This is a genomic window from Agrobacterium sp. 16-172Ci (assembly GCF_053522725.1).
The window spans coordinates 1-23,510 of record NZ_JBNWBW010000034.1 but is presented as its reverse complement, the minus strand read 5'-3'; the positions used below and the strand labels follow the sequence as shown (position 1 = coordinate 23,510).

Here is a 23,510-nt window from a genome sequence, read left to right as displayed (position 1 = left end):
CTATGGTCACGTTTGAAGGCGTGACCAAGACCTTTGGCGGCGCCGGCGGCAAGCCTGGTTTCGCAGCCCTTGCCGGTATCGACTACGTGGTGCCGAAAGGCTCCATCACCGGCATCATCGGCCGCTCCGGTGCGGGCAAATCCACACTCATCCGTCTCGCCAACGGCCTTGAAAAGCCCTCGACCGGCCGCGTGGTCGTCGATGGCGTCGATGTCGCGGCGCTCGATGAAAAGAGCCTGCGCACGCTGCGCCGTTCCGTCGGCATGATCTTCCAGCACTTCAATCTTTTGTCGTCGCGCACCGCTTTCGATAATGTGGCCCTGCCGCTCGAAATCGCCGGCATGGGCAAGAAGGAGATCGAAACGCGCGTTGCGCCGCTGCTCGATCTCGTCGGGCTTTCGGACAAGGCCAATCGTTATCCGGCGGAACTCTCCGGCGGCCAGAAGCAGCGTGTCGGCATCGCCCGTGCGCTCGCCACCCAGCCGAAGCTGCTCCTTTCCGACGAGGCGACATCCGCGCTCGATCCGGAAACGACGCAATCCATTCTTGAACTGCTGAAGCGCATCAATGCCGAGCTGGGGCTCACGGTGCTGCTCATCACCCACGAGATGGAGGTGGTGAAGACCATCGCCTCGCAGGTGGCGGTCATCGACAGGGGCCTGATCGTGGAAGAAGGCACGACCTTCGACATCTTCACCGCGCCGAAACACGAGACGACCCGCAGCCTACTGTCGTCCTCGGTCGGCGTGAAGCTGCCGCATTGGGTCACTTCGGGCCTGAAACCGCAGGCGGCGGAAGGCGACCGTGTTCTGGTGCGCCTGGTGTTTTTCGGCGAGACGGCCTTTCAGCCGCTGACGGCGCGCCTCGTCGCCGAAATCGGCCCTGATGTGAACATTCTTGCCGGCACCATCGAGGAAATTTCCGGCCAGCCCTTCGGCTCGCTGGTCGTCTCCTATCCGGCCTCGGCGGATGTCACCGCCCGCGCCAATCGCTTTTATGCTGAGACCGGTCTTCACACGGAGGTGCTCGGTTATGTCGCCTGATATGCTGTTCAGCCTTCTCTCCAAGGGCCTGTTGCAGACGCTGCACATGGTCGCCGTTGCCGGCATCGTCGGCTCGCTGATCGGCGTGCCTATGGGGGTTTTCCTTGCCACCAGCGGCAAGGGCGAGCTGTTTCCGGCGCCGATGACCAACCGGATCCTCGGCCTCGTCGTGAACGCTGCGCGCTCCACGCCCTTCATCATTCTGGTGGTGGCGATCATTCCCTTCACCCGCCTCGTCGCCGGCACCTCCATCGGCACCAGCGCGGCCATCGTGCCGCTGACGGTCGCGACCGTGCCCTTCATCGCAAGGCTGGTGGAAGCGGCGATCCGCGAGGTGGACAAGGGGCTCATCGAAGCCGCGCGTGCCATGGGTGCGACACCGCTGCAGATCGTGACCAAGGTTCTGCTTGCCGAGGCGAAGCCCGGCATCACGCTGGCGCTCACGCTCACGCTGGTCAGCCTCATCGGTTATTCGGCCATGGTCGGCGCGGTCGGCGGCGGCGGGCTGGGCGATCTCGGCATCCGCTACGGTTACCAGCGCTTCATGCCGGATGTGATGCTGGTCGTGGTTCTGGTGCTCATCGTGCTGGTGCAGCTGGTGCAGAGCGCCGGCGACAGGCTGGCCCGCAGCTTCGACAAGCGGACCCGGAAGAATTAACTGCGTTTATAATAACAACCCAAGGAGACACCCATGAAGAAACTCATTCTCGCGGCCTCGCTCGCCGCTCTCTTCACCGCCGGTCAGGCGCTGGCCGAGACCATCAAGATCGGCGTAACCCCCGCCGAGCACGCGCAGATCATGGAGCAGGTGAAGAAGATCGCGGCCGCCAAGGGTCTCGATATCGATATCGTCGAATTCTCTGACTATGTCGTGCCGAACCAGGCGCTGGCTGATGGCGAGCTGCAGGCCAACTCCTTCCAGCACCAGCCTTACCTCGACAACCAGATCGCTGACCGCAAGTTCGATCTCGTCAGCGTCGGCACCACCATCACCACCCCGATGGGCGTTTATTCGAAGAAGGTGAAGAACCTCGACGAGCTGAAGGACGGCGCAACCGTCGGCATTCCGAACGACCCGACCAATGGCGGCCGCGCGCTGCTGGTTCTCGCTTCCAAGGGCGTGCTCAAGGTCAAGGAAGAGGCTGGCCTCAAGGTAACCCCTGCCGACATCACCGAAAACCCGAAGAACATCCAGATCGTCGAACTCGACGCCGCCCAGCTGCCGCGCTCGCTTGACGATACCGACGCTTCGGTCATCAACACCAACTACGCGACGGCTGCCGGCCTGAACCCGAAGAAGGACGCCATCGCCATCGAAAGCGAAAAGTCCCCTTACGCGAACGTCATTGCCGTTCGTGCGCAGGACAAGGACAAGCCGTGGGTGAAGACGCTGGTTGAATCCTACCAGAGCCCGGAAGTGAAGGCTTTCATTCTGGAAAAGTACAACGGCACGGTCATCCCGTCCTGGTAAGCAGCTACAGCACTAGATCAGACCGGTATTTAAGGCGAAAACCGCTGACACTTTTCGCCATCCCGGTTTAAAAAATCACGACCTCTCCCGTTCGCGGGGGAGGTTTTTTCTTTTCCGGACGGGCGCAAATCCGCCTTCCATGAAAAACCCGGGGCATTTCAGGGAAGGATTTTTCAGCGCCTCTGCCAGACTGTCGTTTTATACCCGTAGTTTTTTGGGGCGGGGCCACAATGCGGCTTAACCGCTTTTGAATGTTTCCTTCGCAAGATGAGGCTTTCGAAGGGGATTTTATGCGGATTGCGCCGCGCAACATTGGGGACTATTTGCCGGTCGGGCGCAGAACCGCCGTGGGCGTCGTATTGTCCACCTTCGCGCTGGTGCTTATCATCGTCACCGCGCTGGTTTTATCCGCCTTGAGCCAGGTCCGGGAAAAGGCCAACCTGCTCGACAATGCCCGTTCGCGCGAGACGACGGCGGGCGCCCTCGTCACCTTTCGTGAGCAGCTCGGCGCGACGCTGAATGACTACGCCGCCTGGGACGATGCCGCCGAATATGTCTATGCCCCTGATCGTTTCGACTGGGTGGCAAGCAATTACGGCGAGATGACGGTCAATAACGATCTCTTCGATACGGCCGTGGTCATCGATGAGGACGGCAAGGTCCGCATGGCCTATCAGGACGGCAAGCCGGTGGCATGGAAGCCGGACGCCTATTTTGCCGGCGGTCTCAGGGAAATGATCGAGCGCGTGCGCTCCATGCGTCCGGGCATCACCTCGCAGGTGACCGGTTTCGTCAAGACCGGCGATGGCGTCGCCGCCGCGGGGGTTGCGCTCGTGCGGATGAAGTCCGGGGCGCTGCCGCCTGTCGGTGCGGAGCGGCGTTATCTGGTTTTCGCCCGTCATCTCAAGCAGGCGACGGTGGATAAGCTTGCGCGCAATTACGTCATCGACGGTCTGGAACTGCAATATGGCGACGGCCCTGCCGCCAACCATGTGGATATCGTCAATCCGCTGGGGGAGGTGCTGGCGCGGCTCGTCTGGCGCTCGCACCTGCCGGGAGACGTCAGCTTTCATGAGGCGCGTCCGGTCGTCTTTACCGCGCTTGGCATTGCCGGCACGTTTTTTCTGGTGCTGCTCATCATCGGTTCGGCCACGCTCGACCGCCTGAAGGCGGATGAGGCAGCGGCGCGGGAGGAGGCGCTGCGCGACCGGCTGAGCGGGCTCAGCAACCGCGCCGGGCTCTTCGCCAGGCTGAACCGCATGGTCGACAGGGGCCGCCATGACAAGACGGATATCAAGCTGCTCTATCTCGATCTCGACGGTTTCAAGGAAATCAACGATTCCTACGGCCATGCCGCCGGTGACCGGCTGATCAAGGGCGTGGCGGCGGCGCTGAGGGTGCTGGTGCCGGAAGGCGCGGTGCTGGCGCGGCTCGGCGGCGACGAATTCGCCATCGCCATTCAGGGCAACGACGTCTGGGCCGAAGGCCGCAAACTGTGTCTGGCGCTTCTCGAACTCTTTACCGAGCCTTTCAGCATCGGTGAAAGGGTGGCGAGCATCGGTTGCAGCATCGGCACCTCGGTTTCCCGCGCCGGCGATATCAATGGCGAGGAGTTGCTGCGGCGTGCCGATATGGCCATGTATCAGGCCAAGGAGAACGGGCGCGGGCGTTACGTTTCCTATGAGCTGAAGATGGATGCGCTGCGCGAGGAGAAGCTGCAGCTCGAAGCCGATCTTCGCTCTGCCATTTTGAACGATGAGATACAGGTGGTCTATCAGCCGGTCGTCAGCGCCGCCACGCGCTGTATTACCGGGGTGGAGGCGCTGGCCCGCTGGCAGCGGCCGGGATATGGCTTCGTGCCGCCGGATATCTTCATTGCCGCTGCCGAAACCAGCGGCCTTATCGACCGGCTCGGCCTTCTCGTCCTGCACAAGGCCTGCGAGACGGCGCAGCAATGGCCGTCCATCAAGCTCTCGGTGAATATCTCTCCCGTGCAGTTCCGCAATCCTGCCTTCTCCGGCCATGTGGCCGATATCCTTGATGCGACGCAGACGCCGCCCGAAAGGCTGCGGCTGGAAATGACGGAAGGTTATTTCATCCAGCATCCGGAGCGGGCGAGTGCGGCCATCGACAAGCTGAAACAGCTTGGCCTGCATATAGCGCTCGACGATTTCGGCGCCGGCTTCGCGAGCGTCGGTTATCTGCGCCGCTTCGGTTTCGACCGCATGAAGATCGACCGTTCGCTGATCATGGCGCTCGACAAGGGCGGCCGCTCGCTGGAAATGCTGCAGGCCACCGTGGCGCTGGCAAAGTCGCTCGATATTCCGGTGACGGCTGAAGGCGTGGAAACGGAAGAGCAGGCGGCCATCCTGCATCTGTGCGGCTGCGATGAGTTGCAGGGTTACCTGTTCTCGAAACCGGTCGCGGCGGAAGAGATCACCGCCATGCTGGATGGGCAGGACGCACCGCTCTTTGCGTTGCGGGCAGGGGCGTGAAGGTCGCACGGGTTTATTTCAGCGATTTTTGATGGCCTGAAAGTGCGGCCCCTTTCTTCTCCCCGCCGGGGAGAAGAACGTCAGGCGCAACACGCTCGATCCACATGCAATCGCGGTGCAGTCCGGCTTACCGCCCCAGATGCCGCTCGCCGCGCTTCTTGGCCAGTTCGATCTGCTGCTGCCGGTCGCGGAAGCGCTGGCGGTCCTCTTCGCTGCGGTCATCGTAGCAGCTCGGGCAGGACACGCCTTCCTCGAATTTGGGGGATAGGCGCACTTCCGGTGTGATCGGATTGCGGCAGGCGTGGCAAAGCTGGTGGTCGCCTTCGGCAAGGCCGTGCACCACGGAGACGCGCTCGTCGAAGACGAAGCAGGCGCCTTCCCACAGGCTTTCTTCTTCCGGCACTTCTTCCAGATATTTCAGGATGCCGCCCTTGAGGTGATAGACCTCGTCGAAACCCTGTTCCTTCATGAAGGCGGTGGCCTTTTCGCAGCGAATGCCGCCGGTGCAATACATGGCGATCTTCGGCTTGTTATGCAGGCCGGGATTGTTCTTCACCCAGTCGGGAAATTCGCGGAAGGTTTTCGTCTGCGGATCGACCGCGCCCTTGAAGACGCCGATGGCGGTCTCGTAATCGTTGCGGGTGTCGATGACGATTGTATCCGGATCGGAGATCAGCTCGTTCCAGTCGCGCGGGTCGACATAGGTGCCGACGATGCGGTTCGGATCGATATCCGGCACGCCCATGGTGACGATCTCTTTCTTGAGCTTCACCTTCAGCCGCACGAAAGGCATGTGCGAGGCGCGGCTTTCCTTGTGCTCCAGCGCGGCGAATTCCGGCTGGGCGCGCAGGAAGGAGAGCACGGCGTGAATGCCCGCATCCGGCCCGGCAATGGTGCCGTTGATACCTTCGGCGGCAAGCAGCAGCGTGCCCTTGACGCCGTTTTCCTGGCAGAGCGCAAACAACGGCTCGCGCAGGCTCTCGAACCGCGGCAGGCGGGCGAAATGATAAAGCGCGGCCACAAGGAAATCACCAGAGACTTCCGGGCGGGGGAGAATGGTCGTGTCGGTCATGGGCGCTGAAATACAGCGACGGCGGCCGCAAAGCAATATTTATCGGCGGGTTCGGGTATTTTGAAAATCGTCAAATCGGGAGGGTTTGCGGGCTTCCTATCGCTCCTGCCGCCGTGTGCAGGCAACAGGGTGTTGCATTGGCACCTCCGTCATTCCGGCCTTGAGCCGGAATCCAGCCGACGCGCGTCTGCGCGGCGGGACAAGTCTTTTCAGCCCAAGGACTTGGGCTGGCTGGATTCCGGCTCAAGGCCGGAATGACGGAGGTGGGCGAGCGCCGAAAGTGGCGTTTGGGCTATCTCGCCGCCTGCCGCCACAACAGGCCGACGATGCGGCTTTCGGTGCGGGCGGATTCGGAAAACACCTCGTTTGCCAGCGCAAGGCCTTCCGTGCGCAGCGCCTGCTGCCTCTCGATGATCGCATCGAGCAGCAGGGCCAGCCGCTCGCCATTGCCGAAACGCTCCGGTTCGCGGTCGGCGACGGCGGCAAGAACCGAGAGATCGTGCTCGTGGCCGAGAATATCCACCAGCCGCTTGGTATCGGCCCGCTTGGCGCGCATGGCGGAGGGCCAGAGCCGGCGCATCAGGCCAAGATGCATCCAATAGGCCTGCCCGGACTTGCGCAATTCATGGAAATGCTCGGCGTCGGCCTGCTTATGGCAGTCGGTGAGCGCCTTGCGCGCCCTTTTTCTCTGTTTCGCCCAGGCGCTTTTCAGCAGCCGGGCGGTGTCTTTCAACTCATCCGGCAGCGACAGGTCCTCGAGCTTCTGGCGCGCTTCCACGCAGCCGGCAATGGCGGCGGCTATGGCCTCGTCGAGACCGGCCTCGTGTTCTATGGCGTCGTCGCGGCGCGCGCGCAGCATCGCGGTGATCGAGCGCAGCGCTTCGCCCTGCGCATCGGAACGCGCGAAGGCCTCGAGATATTCCGCTGTTTCCACCAGCGCCGTTGCATCGCGCGCAAAGGCGAGGGAGCGGGCGATATCGCGAATACGGGCGTTTTCCTCGCGGCCGAAATCCGGTGCCGCCTTGCGGATGAGGCGATAGAGGGCGCGCAGCCGCTTGAACCGCTTGCGGGCGTCGTGCACGGCCTCGTGGGATCCGGACGGCTGGTCGCGAAGGATCGTGACCGTATCGTCGATCAGCTCCAGCCCGGCCCGGCGGATTTCATTGTCGAAGGGCTTTTTCGGATCAATTCTGAAGGGCATCCGGCAAGTCTCCGTTCGGACAGTCCATGGCGAGCGACTGGTTGGAGAAGCGCTTGTCTCCGGTGACTTCCCTGCCCAGCCAGGACGGCAGATCGGGATCGGCATTCTCGTCGTTCATTTCCACTTCCGCCACCACCAGCCCGTGATATTTCCCTTCGAAAACATCCACTTCCCAGGTGAAGCCGCCATGATCGACGGTGTGGCGGGTTTTTTCGATCACAACCCCCGGCGCGCTCGCCATCAGCTCTTCGGCGTCCTTGAGGGGGATGGAATATTCATATTCGTCGCGGACAAGCGCGCTTGCGCCGATCTTGATGGTGAGGGTCGCATCGCGCTGGTCGACGATCCTGACCCGGACCGAGCGGTTTTCCATCGAGGCGACATATGCCTGCCGGAAAGCCATGCTATGCGTGACCTCATTGCGCCATTCACCGCCTGCAACAAGAAACTTCCGTTCAATTTCCTTGGCCATGCTGTCTCCGCGAACTGGGGCGCCAGATTATCGCAATATGATAGTGCGATGAAGCGAATTGATTGAAGTATCTGGATAAAAATGCGGCTGGCGCGCCTCGACATGAAAGCCGAGGCAGGCTAATCGGTAGACGGAATTTCAATCGTTTCAATTGCGCAAGGGAGGCTCATCTTGGCCCAGGACTCCGAAAAACTGCTCTCCATCCTCAAGCTCCAGCCGGTCGTGCCGGTGCTGATCGTGGATGACGCCGCTTCCGCCGTGCCGCTTGCGCGCGCTTTGGTCGCAGGCGGCCTGAAGGCGATCGAGATCACCATGCGCACACCGGCGGCGCTCGATGCCATCCGCGCGGTTGCGGCGGAAGTGGAGGGTGCGAATGTCGGCGCCGGCACCATTCTCAATGCGAAGGATTTCGAAGCGGCGGCGGAAGCCGGCTCCACCTTCATCGTCAGCCCCGGCATCAATAAAAGCGTGCTGGAAGCCGCGCGCGGTTCGAAGGTGCCGTTGCTTCCGGGTGCTGCCACCGCCAGCGAAGTCATGGCGCTGCGCGACGAGGGTTACAAGGTGCTGAAGTTCTTCCCGGCCGAACAGGCCGGCGGCGCACCTTATCTCAAGGCGCTGTCCTCGCCGCTCGCCGGCACGGTCTTCTGCCCGACCGGCAGCGTGTCGCTCAAGAACGCCAATGACTATCTCTCCCTGCCGAACGTCGTCTGCGTCGGCGGCTCCTGGGTTGCCCCGCGCGAACTGGTGGCGACGGGTGACTGGGCGGGCATTACCAAGCTTGCCGCCGAAGCCGCCGCACTGCGCGCCTGATTTGCATTCTGTCAAACCCGTTCACGAAGGCGTGAGCGGGTTTGACATTTGTATTCGGCCCACGGCTTCCTATCTCCCCTGTAGATTTGACCTCTACAGGAGATTTTGATGTTCGACGCCAAGAAGCTTCTTGAACAATTCCTCGGCTCGCAGGTGCCGGGCCTTTCGGGAAGCGTCCGTGACAGAGCCGGGCAGGCCGCCGATATCGCCAAGAATAATCCGCTCAAGGCCGGCGCGCTCGCCGCCGCCATTCTGGGCACCAAGACCGGCCGCAAGCTTGCCGGCAATGTTGCCACCATTGGCGGCGTTGCCGCCATCGCCGGTCTCGGTTACCTCGCCTACAAGAATTACAAGTCCGGCCAGGCGCCTGAAGCAGCGCCGAAACCCGAGCCGGAGCTTCTCGCCCCGCCGGCCGATTCCGCCTTCCACCCGCAATCGCCCGCCCTTTCCAATGATTTTGCGCTGAAGCTCATCCAGGCGATGATCGCCGCCGCCAAGGCGGACGGTCATATCGATGAGAAGGAGCGCGCCAATATCATGGACAAGGTGCAGGTCTCCGGCCTCGATAGCGAAGCCGAGCGTTTCCTCGAAAAGGAACTGGCCGATCCGCTCGACATCGACGCGCTGGTGGCTGCCGCCCGCACGGAAGAGCAGAAGGTGGAGCTTTACACCGCCTCGCGGCTTGCCATCGAGGCCGATACGCGGGCGGAGCGGGGCTATCTCGATCTTCTGGCAGGGCGGCTTGGGTTGCCGGATGCGCTGGTCGATCATATCGAGGCGACGGTGGTGGCGGCGAAGGTTTGAGGTAGGCGTTTAGCCTCGGCGGGCGCGGTTCACCCCCCTCTGCCCTGCCGGGCATCTCCCCCTCAAGGGGGGGAGATCAGCCAGAAGGAAACGCTCGCTTACTCGCAACGTTGAAGATGGCCAAGAGATCGCCTCGGGTCGATCTCCCCCCTTGAGGGGGAGATGCCCGGCAGGGCAGAGGGGGGTGAACCGCGCCCGCCGACCTGATACATGCACTGTTGTCATCCCGCCCCGCTTGCCCTAATCCTTCTCCCAGCAAATGGGGAAGAGAATGCGCGATCTGAGTGATTTCAAGGGATGTCCGCCGCCGCAGCCGGTGGTGTTGAAGGGCCGTTACGTGACGGCGGAGCCGTTTGATCGCGAAAAACATCTCGCAAGGCTCTGGGCCGCACTTGGTGGCGAGGGCGTGAATGAACTGCTCAAATATTTCCCGCAAAGCGCCTTTCCCGATGCCGACGCTTTCGGCGACTGGCTCGTCGGCGCAGGGCAGAAGCTCAACTGGGTCACGCTGGTCTTCGTTGAAAACGCCACCGGCGATATCGTCGGCATGGCGAGCTACATGCGGCCCGATCCCGCCAATGGCGTGGTCGAGGTCGGCTCCGTCGCCCATGGCGCGAAGATGAAGCGCTCGCCTCTTTCCACCGAGGCGCATTACCTGATGGCGAAACATGTTTTCGAGGATCTGGGGTATCGCCGTTACGAGTGGAAATGCCACAATGAAAACGAGCCCTCCAAGATCACGGCGAAGCGTTATGGCTTCACCTTCGAGGGCGTTTTCCGCCAGCATATGATCTCGAAGGGGCAGAACCGCGATACGGCGTGGTTTTCCATGATCGACGGCGAATGGCCGCTGATCGGCAAGGCCTTCGAAGCCTGGCTTGCGCCGGAGAATTTTGCGGCCGACGGCGCGCAGAAGCGCAAGCTTGAGGATATCCGTGCGGAGTTTGCCGATGCCATTGCCTGAAAAGCCTGCGCCTGAACACTCGGCGCCTGAAAACCCGGCGCCTGAAAAGCCGAGCCCCGGCAAGAAGGATTGGTCTCCGGCCTTCGCCGCCGCCCTCATCATCGTCGGTTTTGGGCTGGTCTTCTTCGTCATGCCGAAGATCATGCTGTGGCTCGGCGATTATTCGCCCTGGCTCGCCGCTGCCTTCGGCACGGTGGCGGTGCTGTGTTTCTTCCTGCTGTTCTGGCTGCGCGCCCGTTACCAGCGTCGCCGTGACGGTTAGAGCTTAAGCGACGCGCCGAGCAGCAACAGCCCCATGATGAGCACGAACAGCGCACCGGCGATCTCTATCGCATGGCTGATGCCGGCCGCCCTGCGGCTGCCGGGGCCGGCGAAACGCACGGCGAGGCCTTTTGCCGAGACGGCCATGATGGCGAGCAGCGATACCGTTATGGCCGTGCCGAGCGACATGGCGAGGACGGAGAGCACACCGCCGAGATAAAGCCCGTTCAGAAGCGCGAAGCTCATGACGATGATCGCGCCAGAGCAGGGCCTGAGCCCCACGGCGATGATGGCGGACCATGCCTCGTGCAGGCTGAAGTTCTTGCCCTTCAGCAGCATGGGATCCGGCGCGTGGGATTTACCGCAGGCGGTGCAGAGATCGCCCGTGCCGTCATGGTCGTGATCGGCAAAAACCGGCTTGCCCTGGAACCGCAGCCCCGTGCCCATGCCGCTGGTTCGGGCCACCGATGCCTCGCCCGCCGTGGCGAAGACGGGAACGGGTTCCCGCCGGATGCGCAGCGACCAGAGTTTTCGCACCAGCAGCCAGGCGCCGAACAGCGCCACCATGGCGAAGCTGGCGATTTCCATCGCCTGCGTCGCCTTCGTCATGGTGATGGAGGTGCCGCGCAGCACGAGCCAGGCCGCACCGACGAGGCCGATGGCGACCGCACCCTGAATGAGCGCCGAGACGAAGGAAATGAGAATGCCGCGTTTCAGCTGCGTCTCATTGGCGATCATATAGGACGAAATGACCGCTTTGCCGTGGCCGGGGCCGGCGGCATGGAAAACGCCATAAGCAAAGGAGAGGCCGATCAGCGAGCTGAGCGCCCAGCCATCCTCACGCATGGCCTTCAACGCGCCGGTCAGTGCCCGATAAAACATCTGCTGGTGCACGTTGATCCATTGCATCAGCGGGGCGAAGGGGCCGCCGACGGAAAAGGAAGGCTCGGCCGAGCCGATGCCGAGCGGCGATTGCGCATGGGCCGCACCGGCCGCGACAATGAGGCCAACGGCGACGGCGAAGAGGCCGGCCCTGCGGCTCAGCATGAGACCTCCAGCCGGGTGGCGAAGAGCTTGGTCATGTCGGTGCCGGTCGGATCGTTGAAGAAGGCGTCGGTGAGCGTGCCCTGGTTCTGTGAGATCACCTCGTCGGGATCGGGGCGCACCACGTGGTGCTTGCAGGCATTCAGATCCTTACCCTGCGTGGCGATATCGCCGTCCTTGGCGAAATCGATTGCCGTATACATGGTCGGATCCCAGGCACCGAAGCTGAGCTTGCCCTTGACGGCCAGAGGCTTGGTCGGCTTCACCGAGAAGAACATCAGGATCTGCTGATCCTTATAGTCCACGTGAATGGCCTCGGGCTTCGAAAATTCCACCGGTTTTCCATTGGCGGTGATGAAGGTGTAGTAGGAATATTCGGCGAGCGATTCCAGCACGGTATTGCCGATCTCGGCCAGCTCGTCCTTGTCGAGCTTCAGATCGCTGTTCTTGTCGTAATCCATCACCACGCTTGCCGAGAACATCTCGTCGAAACGCCAGATGTTGCGCACTTCCTGAACGGTGCCGTTCGGCCCCTCGACGATTTCCATGCGGGCTTCGGCAAAGATATGCGGATGCGCCGCCGCGGCGACGGGAACGCAGGCAAGGCCGGCCGCGAGGAGCAAAAAGCGTCTGTTCATTATCCGGTCTGTCCTGCCTTCGAATCTGGAAGGCCTGACTCTAACAGAAATTGGGACCGAATTTCGACCTGATGCGGCTGATCCTTCGCGCGGGCCGACACTAAATTTCAGAAGGTGCCGCTGAAACGCGAGGTGATGCTGGAGCCGCTATAGGCAAGATCGGTATCGCGCTCGCCATGCAGCAGGCGGTTGAACTCCACCTCCAGCTTGCTGTTCTTGCCGGTATCGAAGGAGAGTGTCGCGACCAGCCGGCGCTCGCTGGTATCGTAATTATAATAGATCCAGTCCTTGTGGACCCGGTGCAGCGCAAGATCGAGCCCCACCCTTTCGGTGAGCCTGCTTTTGATGACGAATTGAAAGCGGCGATGGAATTCGGCAATCGGGTCATCCGGGTCGAAAAGCGCATAGTCCTGCGAAAAGCCCGCGCCGAAGGCGATGCGCTCGGTGGCCTTCACCTCGGCCTCGGCCCGCAGATAGGGGCGGGTGCGCTTTACCTTGTCGCTGATCTCATCGCCTGAAATGGAGGTGAAGCCCGCTTCGGCCAGAACCGCGAAACGGTCGGAGAACCTGTAACCATAGGCCAGAGAGCCTCGCAGCGTATTGGCCGGAAAACGTTCATATTTTTCCTGCTGCCCCTCCGGCACGGCGATACGGTCGTAAGCAAGCGTCAGCCCTGCCTCGCCGCCGCCGAGCGATCGTGCATGTTCGGCCTTCAGCGATAAAAGCGCCTCGTTCGCTTCCAGTCGGGTGGGCAGGAAATAGGCCGGGCGGAACCGCGCCTTGCCTTTCATCAGGCTGGCGACACTTGCCGTCAGCGTGTTCTTGCCGCCAAGGGCGAGGATGCCGAGCTGGGAAGACGCCTCCAGCTTGTGATCCAGCTGTCGGTAGCCAATGTCTTCTTCCGGCAGGTGCAGGAAAATATCGCCGGCATCGCTGCGGGTGCCGCGCAGCTCAAGGGCCCATTCCAGCTTCTCGGAAAATCGTTTCGTCAGCCCCAGCGCCGCGATGGTGTTATGTTCATTGGCGAAACGATAGCGGGGCAGGCGAACCTCTTCCTGCTCGAGCGAATAACGCAGCTCTGCCCCCTCCAGCACGATCTTGCCGTTGAGCCCGAAGCCGGCGCGCAGCGAAATCGCGCTCAGCCGGTTGGTGTCGGCGAAATAATTGCTGTCATAAGCAATGCCGGATTTATAGGTAACATTGTGCTCATCGGCCTTTTCCCCCGCCCGCGCGCCGCAGGCGCAGGCAAGCCCGAGAACAAGCGCGATATATCCCCCCACCCTCATTCGCATCTCCGGTCTCTAATTAAGCAATATCTTATATTTGGATGGTTAATAAAGTTTCCCGCACCGCTTTACTGTCGCGATACAGGTGCCGACCGGCATTGTTCGAACAAGAGGTGGAAGCGCGAAGATGCGATATGTAAAATTTTATTAAAATCACAAGTATTAGTGTTAATCGTTTATTGTAATATTAGCCTTTGCTTGAATTAGAATACTCTAAATATACAGTTCAGTTACGCCAGATGGCGTGATCAAACAAAAGAGGAGAGAGAAATGATTGCAAAGTTCGCTTGTGTAGCCGCTATTCTTACTGTCGCTTCCGTTGGTCAGGCCAATGCGGGCGGTCTTCTGGGAGGCATCCTGTCCGGCAACAGCAACAAGGGCGGCGCCCTTGTCGTCGTCTCGCCCAGCATCGATCTGGGTGTCAGCGGCATCCTGTCCAATAACGGGATCCTGAACGGCAACAAGACCGGCATCCTGAACGGTGTGCTGAACGGCAACAAGACGTCCGTCGATGTCATCGACAACAAGAATGACGGCGGCAAAAAGCGCCGCCACTAACCGAAAGGTGGAACGGGATGGCGAAACCATCGGGCTTTTCTCCATCCCGCTCCAACGCAACAGCTCGAAAACCATCAGGGATTTTCGACGCAGACGATGCGCGCAGCGCATAAGCCGGCAATGATCCTCGAGTTGCGTGTGTTTCACGCATGGCGTTTCCGGCAAGAACAAACGGCGCATCGCATGACTGGAAGAGGGCCTCGCGGCCCTCTTTTTTTATTCTGGATGCTCCATCAGCACCTTGTGTCCGCCGATCCGTGACGGCTTCGGAAACGGGTGTGCGCCGATGCATATTTATATTTTTATATTCTAATTTCTGTATTGGTAATAAATGAAATTATAAAGTAAAAATATGATCTATATTTTAAAATACTTTCAATTTTGCTGCTGTTGTTACTTGCTTTTAACTTTTGGATGTTTCAATTAACACGTGTCCACGACTCGCCATTTGTGATTGTGATTTCGGTGGCGGGTATGTTCGCGGCTCGCATTTCGGCGGGTAAGGAAGTTTTGAAGGAGCTATTTCATGTTGAAACAATCATTTCTCGCGCTCGCCGCGCTCGGCGTTCTTTCCGGCGCAGCCATTGCTGCCGATGCCGTCAGCGACGTTCCGGCAGCACCTGTCGTCAACGATGCCGCGCCTGCCTTCTCCTGGGACGGTTTTTACGCCGGTGTTTCGGGCGGCTATGGCTGGGAGCGGTTGAAAACGACTGAAGACGGTGAGACCGACAAGCACAGTTTCGATGGCGCTCGCTTTGCGGGCTTTGCCGGTTACAATGCCGAAGTCGCGCCGTCCGTCATTCTCGGTGTCGAGGGTGATCTCGGTTATGCCTGGGGCAAAAAGACGATCAACCTCAGCAAGGTTTCCTCGGGCCTGAACGGCTCCGCGCGCCTGCGTGCCGGCTATGCGGTCGACCGCGCCCTGATCTACACCGCCGGTGGTTACACCGCGACGGACAGCGAGATCAAGACGCCCTTCGGCAATACCAGCAAGATGCTGAATGGCTGGACGATTGGCGCCGGCATCGATTACGCCTTCACCGACAACGTATTCGGCCGTCTCGAATATCGTTACAACGACTTCGGCAAGGAAACCTATACTGTCCGGGGCATTTCCGCCGATGGAAAGCTCAGCGAACATGTCGTCAGCGTCGGTCTCGGCGTAAAGTTCTGATTTGCGGATTTTCGTTTCCGAAGAGGGTCGCCCATCTTTACGGCGGCGGTATCGGGGGCGACAGTTCGACGCATATCGATCCATGACCTGCCCGGCGGCAAGAAAAACCGCCGGGCAGGTGCTTCTAATTGAGTGACACGGGCTTGCGGTTGAGAGCTTGCGTCCAGCCCCAGGGCGGCAGCCAGGCCCGGCATAAAAGAAGCGGCTTCACCTTTAACCGGCAATGAAACCGCATCCTGCTTTCCAAGCAGGCTTGAACCACAAGCCGTTTTGATGTGATGGTGGTCGCCGCCATCCCGTCCCGCCTCCCAGCCTTCAGTCGATTCCCATGCTCCAGAAAAGCACTTCGCCGGGCGCTTTCGATCGTCAGGCCTATTTGATCGCCCTGCTGGTTTTTATTGCCGGCAGCACCAATGCGGCTGTTGTGCCATTTATCGGTTTTTACATCATCCAGGTGCTCGGCCATCCGCCGGCGACCGTCGGTTTTTACAGCGTGACGGCGGCGCTGGCTTCGATTGCCGCCAGCCGTGTTTATGGCGAGCGTGTCGATGCCGGGGTGCGGGTGAGGCCGTTGTTGATGCTTTCCGTGTGCGGCGCTTTTGTCGCGGCGGCTGCGGCGAGTTTCGGGCATCTGGCGCTGCTGGTGGCGATAACGGCGACCGGCATGGGGCTTTCCAATGCCGCCAGCACGCTCATTTTCAGTTACGGCCGGTATCATGGCCGGGTGAAGGCGCTGGATACGGCCGCCTATAATGCCTTCCTGCGAACGATGGTGTCGCTGGCATGGATGCTGGTTCCCGCTGCCGCCTATCTGATCTTCGATCTTGCCGGCGCGAAGGCCGTGTTCGTGAATGCCATGCTGATGGCGGTCGTCTGGGGCGGGCTTGCCCTTACGGTCGTGCCGCGCGACCAGACCAGCCCGATGGAGCGGCGACAGGCGGGTGACGACGGTACGGGGCGCAACCTGCCGCTGCTTCTGGCGGCGGCCGCCAGCTTCTGCATGTCTTTTGCCCATGCTCTCTGCGCCTCGGCCCTGCCGGTGTTTCTGGTGCGGGAGGTCGGCCTGCCGGATTACGTGCCGGGCCTGTCGCTCAGCGTCAAATGCGCCATGGAGGTTCTGTTCATCCTGCTTGCGCCGCGAATGATGCGCCGCTTCAGCGCCCGCCTGCTTCTGGGCGTTTCGGCGGTGATGGCCATCGTCGCCTTCAACGTCATCGCCTCGGTCACCACATTGCCGGCCATGATCGCGGGTGCGGCGCTGGAAGGCGCCTATTACGGCCTTTGTGCCGGCACTTGCCTTACTTTCGTGCAGGGCTTTGCGCGCGGCCGCACGGCCCGGGCGACGGCGCTCTACATGAACTCCATTTTCCTCGCCGCGCTTTTTGCGGTGCCGCTGATGGGCTTCGTATCGCAATATGCGAGTTTCGGCGTCTCGATCCGGCTCGCTTCGGTTGGCGCGGGCGCGGCCCTGCTGCTGTTGTTTTTGACGCGGCGGCAGGTGGGGGAGTAGGGCGGCCTGTTACCCCCGTGTCCATCCCTCAAGCCGAAATGTCGATGATCCCGCAATCCCCGGCTTCGGAGGCGAAGGCAAGCAGCTTGCCCGTGGCGCTCCAGTCCATGCCGGTGATGGCGCCCTTGCCGGGGCGACGCAGCAGGGCTTCCTTGCCATCGGCAAGGCGAACGCCGAGGATCATGCCGTCGATGAAGCCGATGGCGAGCACATCTTCCACGGGGTGGAAGGCGACATTGGTGACCATGATGTTGGCGCGGCTGCCGAGTTCTTCCGGGGCCTTGCCCATCGGGCCGTCCTTGCCGGCAAACGGCCAGACGATGGCGGCCGGCGCGCCGGAAGAGGCGAGCCATTTGCCCTTTGCCGACCAGGAGACGGATTTGACCTTGGCGGGATAACCCGTCATGCGCATGTGGCGCGCTTCCATGCCGCCCTTGGTGGCTTCCATCTTCCAGCCGTGCAGGGCATTTTCCTGCATGGTGGTGACGAGGAACTTGCCATCGGGCGAGAAGGTGACGCCGGTATGGGCGCCCTTCCATTCGAGATCGACGGGATCGCCGGCGGTCGCCACCCAGTGCAATGTCACACCGTTATAACGGGCAACGGCAATGCGCAGGCCCTTGGGCGCAAACGCGATGGCCTCCACCGTGCGCTCTTCCTTGAATTCCTTGACCGTGCCGTCCGACAGCCGGACGAAACTGGATTTGCCGACGCCATAAGCGACAGCCTTCTGCGGTCCGCCGGCAACCACGCCCACCCATTTGCGCGGCACGTTGGCGATTTCGCCGATGCTGCCGTCATGGCCGATGCGCAGCACACGGCCGTCCTCGCCGCCGGAAAGCAGCGTGGCGCTATAGGGATCGCGCACGCAGGTCAGAAGTCCGTCATGCGCCTCAGTCACCTTCTCGCCGCCATCCAGCCGGTGAATGGTGCCGGCGGCGGTGGCAAACAGGGGAATGTCGCCGAGAAAATGGGTCGAGACCACGTGGCCTTCGATATCAAGCGGGGCAACAGTCGGCATGGGGCATCGGTCTTTCGTATCTGTGTCGGATGGGCGGGGGCGTTGCTCCCGCTCGCTGGCATGGTTCTAGAGCATTTCCGGCAAAAGCGGAACCGCTTTTACGTTCGGACGATTCGTGAAATCAAGGAGATAGAGCGATTTGTGGTAGAGGAACCACCCTACACGACAGTTAAAATCATTGACGCGCCGGCGCTCCGGGCTCACCCCCCTCTGTCCTGCCGGACATCTCCCCCTCAAGGGGGGAGATCGGCAAGACGCTTTCTTGTCACTTCATTCTCGACCGTCGAGAGGTGCGAAACCTCGCCACGGGCCGATCTCCGCCCTTGAGGGGGAGATGTCCGGCAGGACAGAGGGGGGTGAGCCCGGAGCGCCGGAGTGTCAATGATTTTCAACTGCCGTATACGGTGTCGAAGAACGCGCGTCGGGCGGATGACGGACGCAGCCGCACCCCGGTCTGGCACCGGGGTGACGGGGCCGAACGATCAGGCCGTCGCGAGGCAGGCGTTGAAGCTCTTTTCCAGCTTCTCGCGGTCCAGTTCGCGGCCGATGAAGACGAGGCGGCTTTCGCGTTTTTCGTCTTCCTTCCACGGGCGCTGGTGGTCGCCCTCGATGATCATGTGCACGCCCTGCACCACGTAACGTTCCGCATCGCCCTTGAAGGCGATGATGCCCTTGAGGCGCAGAATGTTCGGGCCATCGGTCTGGGTGACCTTCTGGATCCACGGGAAGAACCGCTCGGGGTTCATCTCGCCGCCGCGCAGCGAGACCGACTGCACCGTCACATCATGGATCGGCGAAACCGCGCCATGGTGGTGATGATCGTGGCCATGGTCATGATCGTGGTGATGATGCCCATGATCGTGGTCATGGTCATGGTCATGATGATGGTGGTCATGATCGTGGTGGTGATGATCGCAATCAGGGCCGCAGACATGATCCTCATGGCCGTGCTCGAGGAAATGCGGATCGTTTTCCAGCGCGCGCTCCAGATTGAAGGCGCCCTGATCGAGAACCCGGGCGAGATCGACACCGGACCGGGTGGTCTTGTAGATGCGTGCGGAAGGATTGATGGCGCGCACGATATCCTCGATGCGGGCGACTTCCTCCGGCGAAACGAGATCGGTCTTGTTGACGACGACGACATCGGCAAAGGCGATCTGGTCTTCGGCCTCGCGGCTGTCCTTCAGGCGCAGCGGCAGATGCTTGGCGTCAACGAGGGCAACGACGGCATCAAGCTCGGTCTTGGCGCGCACGTCGTCATCCATGAAGAAGGTCTGGGCGACGGGAACCGGATCGGCGAGACCTGTCGTTTCGACGATGATACCATCGAAACGGCCGGGGCGGCGCATCAGGCCTTCCACGACGCGGATGAGGTCGCCGCGCACCGTGCAGCACACGCAGCCATTGTTCATCTCATAGATTTCTTCATCGGACTCGACGATCAGATCGTTATCGATGCCGATCTCGCCGAACTCATTGACGATGACAGCGTATTTCTTGCCGTGGTTCTCGGAGAGAATGCGGTTGAGAAGCGTCGTCTTGCCGGCGCCGAGATATCCCGTCAGGACGGTGACTGGAATGGGCTTGGCTATAGCTGTTTCGGTCATGGAAAACCCCGCGTGGAGAGAGGCCGTCAGGCCTCAGGAATATGTGTCGTCGTCCATATAGGCGCGACGTCCGGGCAGTTCAAAGAGATTTTGGCCGAATTCGGCCATGTCGCTCAAATTTTGTTATGAAATAACGTTATGTCAAAAGCGTGGATATCTTCAAGCAGTTCGACAAGGCCTTTTACGGCATGGGAAATCAGCCTTTCGCCCTTTTCCGCAGTGGCGGCGGCGGCGTTTCCGGCAACGCCGTCGGGGTTGAGGTCGCTCATCAGCCAGCCGAATGCATGCGGGCCATAGGCGCGCAGGTGTTTGAAGCGGCTGGCGAAATCGCTCTGGCGGGAGGGAAAGTTTTCGGCCTTCTGCATCGCCACCCGTTCGGGATGAAGCGCCAGCATGACCGATGTTTCGATATCGCCGCCATGGATGTCGACCGCCTTGTCCTCCGGCTTCACGATATCGACCGGCACGCCGAAACGGGTCCAGCTCGTTGCCACCGCCAGCATGCCGAAACGGGCGCGGGCCTCGGTGGCGACGACGGTCATCAGCGGTGAATTGCCGCCATGGGCGTTCAGCATCACGAATTTGCGCACGCCCTTTTTATATTCCGCTTCGGCGATGCCGAGCCAGCGCTCGATGGCCTCATCGTAACGCAGCGTTTTCGTGCCCGGTACATTCATGTGTTCGATGGAATAGCCGACCGGTTCCACCGGCAGGAAGGAGATGGGCAGGTGGGCGGGCAGGGCGGCGGCGAGACGGGCGGCGATGCCTTCGGCAATCAGCGTATCGGTCTCGAACGGCAGGTGCGGCCCATGCTGTTCATGCGCGCCGAGCGGTAGCACGGAAATTGCAGCTGTTGCGCGAAGATGCGGGTCTGTTACGTTTTCGTCGTGATAATGCGTGTATGAGTTTGGCATATGGCAGTCCGCGCGTGCATTCGTTAAGGATTTCCAGCAACATATATCGGTTCCGCCACAGGGTAAAAGGCACTCGCATATGAGCAAGGACAAAACCGGGCATAAGGACAAAAGCGCCAAGAAGGAAAAGGGCGGCAAGAAAGTAAAGGACGCCAAAAAGAGGGATGAGAATTTCAACCCCGAGGAACTGGCGCAATCCATCACCCAGGCGGCCCGCTCCATGCGCACGGCGCTGAGCCACAGCCTTGCCGAAAGCGGGCTTTATGCGGGCCAGGACGGCGTTATCCTGGCGCTGGCGCAGGAAGGCAGCCTCACGCCGGGGCAGATCGCCCAGAAACTCGGCGTCAAGGCGCCGACCATGACACGCACCATCGGCCGCATGGAGGCCCAGGGCTTCGTGGAACGCAGCGGCGACGACGAGGATGGCCGTGTGACGCTGGTGAAGCTGACGGAAGCGGGTTTGAAAAGCGTCGAACACATCAATGTTTCCATCGCCAATTGCGGCGCAAGAGCCGTCGAGGGGCTTTCGGCCAAGGATGTGCGCAACATCGTTAAACTCTTGAAGGCGATAGACGCCAATCTTCAATAAGTTTTGCTGAAATTTTTAAAAGAACCATCTGTTTTGTGGGTATTCCTTAAACGGGTTGCGGATTTTGTTTAAATTGTTTAATTGCAATTTAAACGGAGCCATCCGTCACTGACACGCGTTTGGGGAGGAATGCCGTGGCCCAAAAGGTCAAACTGTCCACGATTGCCGAAAGCCTCGGTCTTTCGACCGCCACCATTTCTCTTGCATTGCGCGACAGCCCGCTGGTCGCTGCCGATACGCGGGACAAGATCAAGGAACAGGCGCGGGCGCTGGGATACATCTACAACCGCCGCGCCGCCAGTCTGCGCACCTCGCGTTCCGGCATTGTCGGCGTGGTGTTCCACGATGTGATGAACCCCTTCTATGGGGAAATTCTGAAAGCCATCGAAAGCGAGCTGGACCGCAGCCGCCAGACCTTCATTCTTTCCAACCACTACGATTCGGTGGAAAAACAGCGCACCTTCATCGAAACGCTGCTGCAGCTCGGCTCGGACGGCATCATCATGTCGCCGGCCATCGGCACGCCGATCGAGGACATGACGCTGGCCGAAGAAAACGGCATGCCCGCCATTCTGGTGGCGCGCTCGATGGATGGCGTCGACATGCCGACCTATCGCGGCGACGACAGCTATGGCATTTCGCTTGCCACCAACCACCTGATCAGCCTCGGCCACCGCACCATCGCCATGGTTGGCGGCACCGACCAGACATCGACGGGCCGTGACCGTTATCAGGGTTACGTCAATGCGCTGCGCAAGGCCGGCATCGAGGTCGATCCGAACCTGCGCATTCCCGGCCCGCGCTCCAAGCAGGGCGGTTTCGAGGCTGCCGTGCATTTCCTCTCGCTGCCGCAGAAGCCGACGGCGGCCGTCTGCTGGAACGATCTCGTCGCCATCGGTCTCATGAACGGCATTTCCCGTGCCGGCCTGGTGCCAGGCGTCGATATTTCCGTCACCGGCTACGACGATCTGGAAGAGGCGGCGATTGCCACACCGGCGCTGACCACCGTGTCCAACGGCCAGGCCGAGGTGGGGCGCTTGGCGGCCCGCGCGCTGCTGGACCGGCTGGCGGGCAGCCACGAGCCTGATGGCATTCACCTCATCAAGCCGGAAATGCGCATCCGGCAATCGACCGGGCCGGTGCGACCGCGGGTGTGAGGCTTCAGACGATGGGAAATGGTGCGCGTTCTGTGCATTGCACCTTTCCGTCATTCCGGCCTTGAGCCGGAATCCAGTCACCGCGTGTCTACGCGGTGAAAAAGACTCTCTCAGCCCAAGGACTTGGGCTGGCTGGATGCCGGATCCAGTCCGGCATTACGGTGAGGGCGCTTAAAAAAATCGGCATGAAACTTCCGTCTGCCCCCATAGCATCCCCTTATTGCCCTTTTCACAGCCGTCTTTGTTTGAAAAGATCGCCGCCCAGAGGAGTGGGATGGCGGAAGGTTCGCCTGAAAGCCGCTCCGGCTATCGGAATGTTATCAGGAGGAATATCCGCTCATGTCTGACAAAAAGGCCGTCGTTCTCGTTCCCGGCAAGATAAACCCGCGCGTTCTCGAACGCCTCGAAGGCAAGGTCGAGATCGTGACTGTGCCTGCCGGCGCCGAGCCGGTTCTGCCTGATGGTGCGGCCGAGCGTGTTAACGCCATTGCCGTTTCCGGCGTCGTCAACGCCAAATGGATCGATGCGCTGCCGAAGCTCGAGATCATCGCCAATTTCGGCGTGGGTTATGATGGCGTCGACGCCAAACATGCCGCCACACGCGGCATCGTGGTGACCAATACGCCTGATGTGCTGAACGACGAGGTGGCGGATACAACGATTGCGCTTTTGATCAACACCGTGCGCCGTCTTTATCAGGCCGAGACCTGGTTGCGCGACGGCAAATGGGTTGGCGAAGGTCCGTTCGCGCTGTCGCCGTTTTCGCTGCGCGGCCGCAAGGTGGGTCTCTTTGGCATGGGTCGCATCGGGCAGGAAATCGCCAAGCGGCTGGAGCCTTTCAAGGTGGAGATCGGTTACCACACCCGCAGCAAACGGGATGGCCTCTCCTACACCTATTACGGCTCGCTGAAGGAGATGGCGGAAGCCGTCGATATCCTCATCTGCATCGTGCCGGGTACGCCGGAAACGCATAAGGCGATCAACGCCGAAATCCTGACGGCGCTGGGGCCTGAGGGCGTGTTCATCAATGTCGGGCGCGGTTCCAGCGTCGATGAGGATGCGCTTCTGCAGGCGCTTAAGAGCGGTGCTGTGGGCGCTGCCGGTCTCGATGTGTTCTATGCCGAGCCGAAGGTGCCGGAAGCCTTCCTGTCGCTGCCGAACGTCTCCCTGCTGCCGCATGTCGCCTCCGCTTCGATCCCGACGCGCAACGCCATGGCCGATCTGGTGGCCGATAATATTCTCGGCTGGTTCAGGGATGGCAAGGTGCTGACGCCGGTGCCGGAAACGCCGGTCAAGGGGTGAGGCCGTAACCTCCACACACCGTCACCCCGGACTTGTGTGGACGTATTGTGGTTTACTTGATGCATAGGCCGGGATGCGCATCCCGGCCTATGCAGGCAGGCGGCCGTATTTCCGGAC

Annotated in this window: 23 protein-coding genes; 14 read left to right on the top strand and 9 right to left on the bottom strand. The window is 61.0% G+C overall.

Annotation, left to right across the window (positions count from 1 at the left end):
• Positions 1-2: 2 nt before the first annotated feature.
• The 4 genes from ACQZ40_RS23305 (at position 3) to ACQZ40_RS23290 (ending at position 5,009) form a co-directional block, all read left to right on the top strand.
• Positions 3-1,043, top strand: a complete 1,041-nt coding sequence (locus tag ACQZ40_RS23305; protein WP_080857906.1) for a methionine ABC transporter ATP-binding protein — start codon at positions 3-5, stop codon at positions 1,041-1,043.
• Positions 1,033-1,701: a methionine ABC transporter permease gene (locus ACQZ40_RS23300; RefSeq protein WP_004433403.1), complete on the top strand. Its 669-nt coding sequence runs from the start codon at positions 1,033-1,035 to the stop codon at positions 1,699-1,701. Before ACQZ40_RS23305 ends, ACQZ40_RS23300 begins: the two co-directional genes overlap by 11 nt.
• Before the next feature lie 33 nt (positions 1,702-1,734).
• Positions 1,735-2,514 (top strand): MetQ/NlpA family ABC transporter substrate-binding protein, encoded by a 780-nt coding sequence (locus ACQZ40_RS23295; RefSeq protein WP_004433407.1) that lies wholly within the window; start codon positions 1,735-1,737, stop codon positions 2,512-2,514.
• A 251-nt stretch (positions 2,515-2,765) separates the two neighbouring features.
• Positions 2,766-5,009 carry a bifunctional diguanylate cyclase/phosphodiesterase gene (locus ACQZ40_RS23290; RefSeq protein ID WP_448748745.1) on the top strand — a complete coding sequence of 748 codons (2,244 nt, stop codon included), beginning with the start codon at positions 2,766-2,768 and terminating at the stop codon, positions 5,007-5,009.
• Positions 5,010-5,136: 127 nt separating this feature from the next.
• Here the strand turns inward: ACQZ40_RS23290 and trhO are convergent, their stop codons facing one another.
• The 3 genes from trhO to ACQZ40_RS23275 all read right to left on the bottom strand — a co-directional run bounded on the left by trhO (position 5,137) and on the right by ACQZ40_RS23275 (position 7,754).
• Positions 5,137-6,081 carry an oxygen-dependent tRNA uridine(34) hydroxylase TrhO gene (trhO, locus tag ACQZ40_RS23285; RefSeq protein ID WP_080853567.1) on the bottom strand — a complete coding sequence of 315 codons (945 nt, stop codon included), beginning with the start codon at positions 6,079-6,081 and terminating at the stop codon, positions 5,137-5,139.
• A gap of 292 nt (positions 6,082-6,373) precedes the next feature.
• Positions 6,374-7,282, bottom strand: a complete 909-nt coding sequence (locus ACQZ40_RS23280; protein WP_448748744.1) for a CHAD domain-containing protein — start codon at positions 7,280-7,282, stop codon at positions 6,374-6,376.
• Entirely contained in the window at positions 7,266-7,754 is a 489-nt protein-coding gene (locus ACQZ40_RS23275) for a CYTH domain-containing protein (RefSeq protein ID WP_065655372.1), read from the bottom strand. The genes ACQZ40_RS23280 and ACQZ40_RS23275 overlap by 17 nt, the downstream gene beginning before the upstream one ends.
• Positions 7,755-7,925: 171 nt before the next feature.
• Here ACQZ40_RS23275 and ACQZ40_RS23270 point away from each other — a divergent pair, with 171 nt between their 5' ends.
• From ACQZ40_RS23270 to ACQZ40_RS23255, 4 genes are all read left to right on the top strand, one after another.
• Positions 7,926-8,564: a 2-dehydro-3-deoxy-phosphogluconate aldolase gene (locus tag ACQZ40_RS23270; protein ID WP_142781354.1), complete on the top strand. Its 639-nt coding sequence runs from the start codon at positions 7,926-7,928 to the stop codon at positions 8,562-8,564.
• Between the two features lie 108 nt (positions 8,565-8,672).
• A complete protein-coding gene (locus ACQZ40_RS23265) occupies positions 8,673-9,368 on the top strand; it encodes a tellurite resistance TerB family protein (protein ID WP_004445183.1) in 696 nt (231 codons plus the stop codon).
• Positions 9,369-9,639: 271 nt separating this feature from the next.
• Positions 9,640-10,332, top strand: a complete 693-nt coding sequence (locus tag ACQZ40_RS23260; protein WP_220319298.1) for a GNAT family N-acetyltransferase — start codon at positions 9,640-9,642, stop codon at positions 10,330-10,332.
• Positions 10,319-10,594, top strand: a complete 276-nt coding sequence (locus tag ACQZ40_RS23255; protein ID WP_174037686.1) for a hypothetical protein — start codon at positions 10,319-10,321, stop codon at positions 10,592-10,594. Before ACQZ40_RS23260 ends, ACQZ40_RS23255 begins: the two co-directional genes overlap by 14 nt.
• Here the strand turns inward: ACQZ40_RS23255 and ACQZ40_RS23250 are convergent.
• The 3 genes from ACQZ40_RS23250 to ACQZ40_RS23240 form a co-directional block, all read right to left on the bottom strand.
• On the bottom strand, positions 10,591-11,640 hold the full coding sequence (locus tag ACQZ40_RS23250; protein WP_448748743.1) for a nickel/cobalt transporter: 1,050 nt from the start codon (positions 11,638-11,640) through the stop codon (positions 10,591-10,593). The two genes, ACQZ40_RS23255 and ACQZ40_RS23250, sit on opposite strands and share 4 nt — an antisense overlap.
• A complete protein-coding gene (locus ACQZ40_RS23245) occupies positions 11,634-12,275 on the bottom strand; it encodes a DUF1007 family protein (RefSeq protein WP_004433429.1) in 642 nt (213 codons plus the stop codon). Before ACQZ40_RS23245 ends, ACQZ40_RS23250 begins: the two co-directional genes overlap by 7 nt.
• Positions 12,276-12,382: 107 nt before the next feature.
• On the bottom strand, positions 12,383-13,561 hold the full coding sequence (locus ACQZ40_RS23240) for a hypothetical protein (protein ID WP_448748742.1): 1,179 nt from the start codon (positions 13,559-13,561) through the stop codon (positions 12,383-12,385).
• Positions 13,562-13,831: 270 nt separating this feature from the next.
• Here ACQZ40_RS23240 and ACQZ40_RS23235 point away from each other — a divergent pair, with 270 nt between their 5' ends.
• The 3 genes from ACQZ40_RS23235 to ACQZ40_RS23225 all read left to right on the top strand — a co-directional run bounded on the left by ACQZ40_RS23235 (position 13,832) and on the right by ACQZ40_RS23225 (position 16,803).
• Positions 13,832-14,119, top strand: a complete 288-nt coding sequence (locus ACQZ40_RS23235) for a hypothetical protein (protein WP_004433441.1) — start codon at positions 13,832-13,834, stop codon at positions 14,117-14,119.
• Positions 14,120-14,645: 526 nt separating this feature from the next.
• The gene (locus ACQZ40_RS23230) at positions 14,646-15,293 is read left to right on the top strand and encodes an outer membrane protein (RefSeq protein WP_142845210.1); all 648 of its coding nucleotides are present in this window, start codon (positions 14,646-14,648) and stop codon (positions 15,291-15,293) included.
• Positions 15,294-15,621: 328 nt separating this feature from the next.
• Entirely contained in the window at positions 15,622-16,803 is a 1,182-nt protein-coding gene (locus ACQZ40_RS23225) for an MFS transporter (protein WP_220319302.1), read from the top strand.
• A gap of 28 nt (positions 16,804-16,831) precedes the next feature.
• Here ACQZ40_RS23225 and ACQZ40_RS23220 read toward each other — a convergent pair whose 3' ends face one another.
• The 3 genes from ACQZ40_RS23220 to ACQZ40_RS23210 all read right to left on the bottom strand — a co-directional run bounded on the left by ACQZ40_RS23220 (position 16,832) and on the right by ACQZ40_RS23210 (position 20,345).
• Positions 16,832-17,824: a WD40 repeat domain-containing protein gene (locus tag ACQZ40_RS23220; protein WP_004433450.1), complete on the bottom strand. Its 993-nt coding sequence runs from the start codon at positions 17,822-17,824 to the stop codon at positions 16,832-16,834.
• Between the two features lie 482 nt (positions 17,825-18,306).
• Positions 18,307-19,431 carry a CobW family GTP-binding protein gene (locus ACQZ40_RS23215; RefSeq protein WP_448748741.1) on the bottom strand — a complete coding sequence of 375 codons (1,125 nt, stop codon included), beginning with the start codon at positions 19,429-19,431 and terminating at the stop codon, positions 18,307-18,309.
• 113 nt (positions 19,432-19,544) lie between these two features.
• Positions 19,545-20,345, bottom strand: coding sequence for a creatininase family protein (locus ACQZ40_RS23210; protein WP_174040446.1), 801 nt, complete (start codon positions 20,343-20,345; stop codon positions 19,545-19,547).
• Between the two features lie 79 nt (positions 20,346-20,424).
• Here ACQZ40_RS23210 and ACQZ40_RS23205 point away from each other — a divergent pair, with 79 nt between their 5' ends.
• The 3 genes from ACQZ40_RS23205 to ACQZ40_RS23195 all read left to right on the top strand — a co-directional run bounded on the left by ACQZ40_RS23205 (position 20,425) and on the right by ACQZ40_RS23195 (position 23,393).
• The gene (locus tag ACQZ40_RS23205; protein ID WP_035263256.1) at positions 20,425-20,934 is read left to right on the top strand and encodes a MarR family winged helix-turn-helix transcriptional regulator; all 510 of its coding nucleotides are present in this window, start codon (positions 20,425-20,427) and stop codon (positions 20,932-20,934) included.
• 134 nt (positions 20,935-21,068) lie between these two features.
• Entirely contained in the window at positions 21,069-22,091 is a 1,023-nt protein-coding gene (locus ACQZ40_RS23200; protein ID WP_003505469.1) for a LacI family DNA-binding transcriptional regulator, read from the top strand.
• Positions 22,092-22,430: 339 nt separating this feature from the next.
• Positions 22,431-23,393, top strand: a complete 963-nt coding sequence (locus ACQZ40_RS23195) for a 2-hydroxyacid dehydrogenase (RefSeq protein ID WP_448748740.1) — start codon at positions 22,431-22,433, stop codon at positions 23,391-23,393.
• The last annotated feature ends 117 nt before the right edge of the window (positions 23,394-23,510 follow it).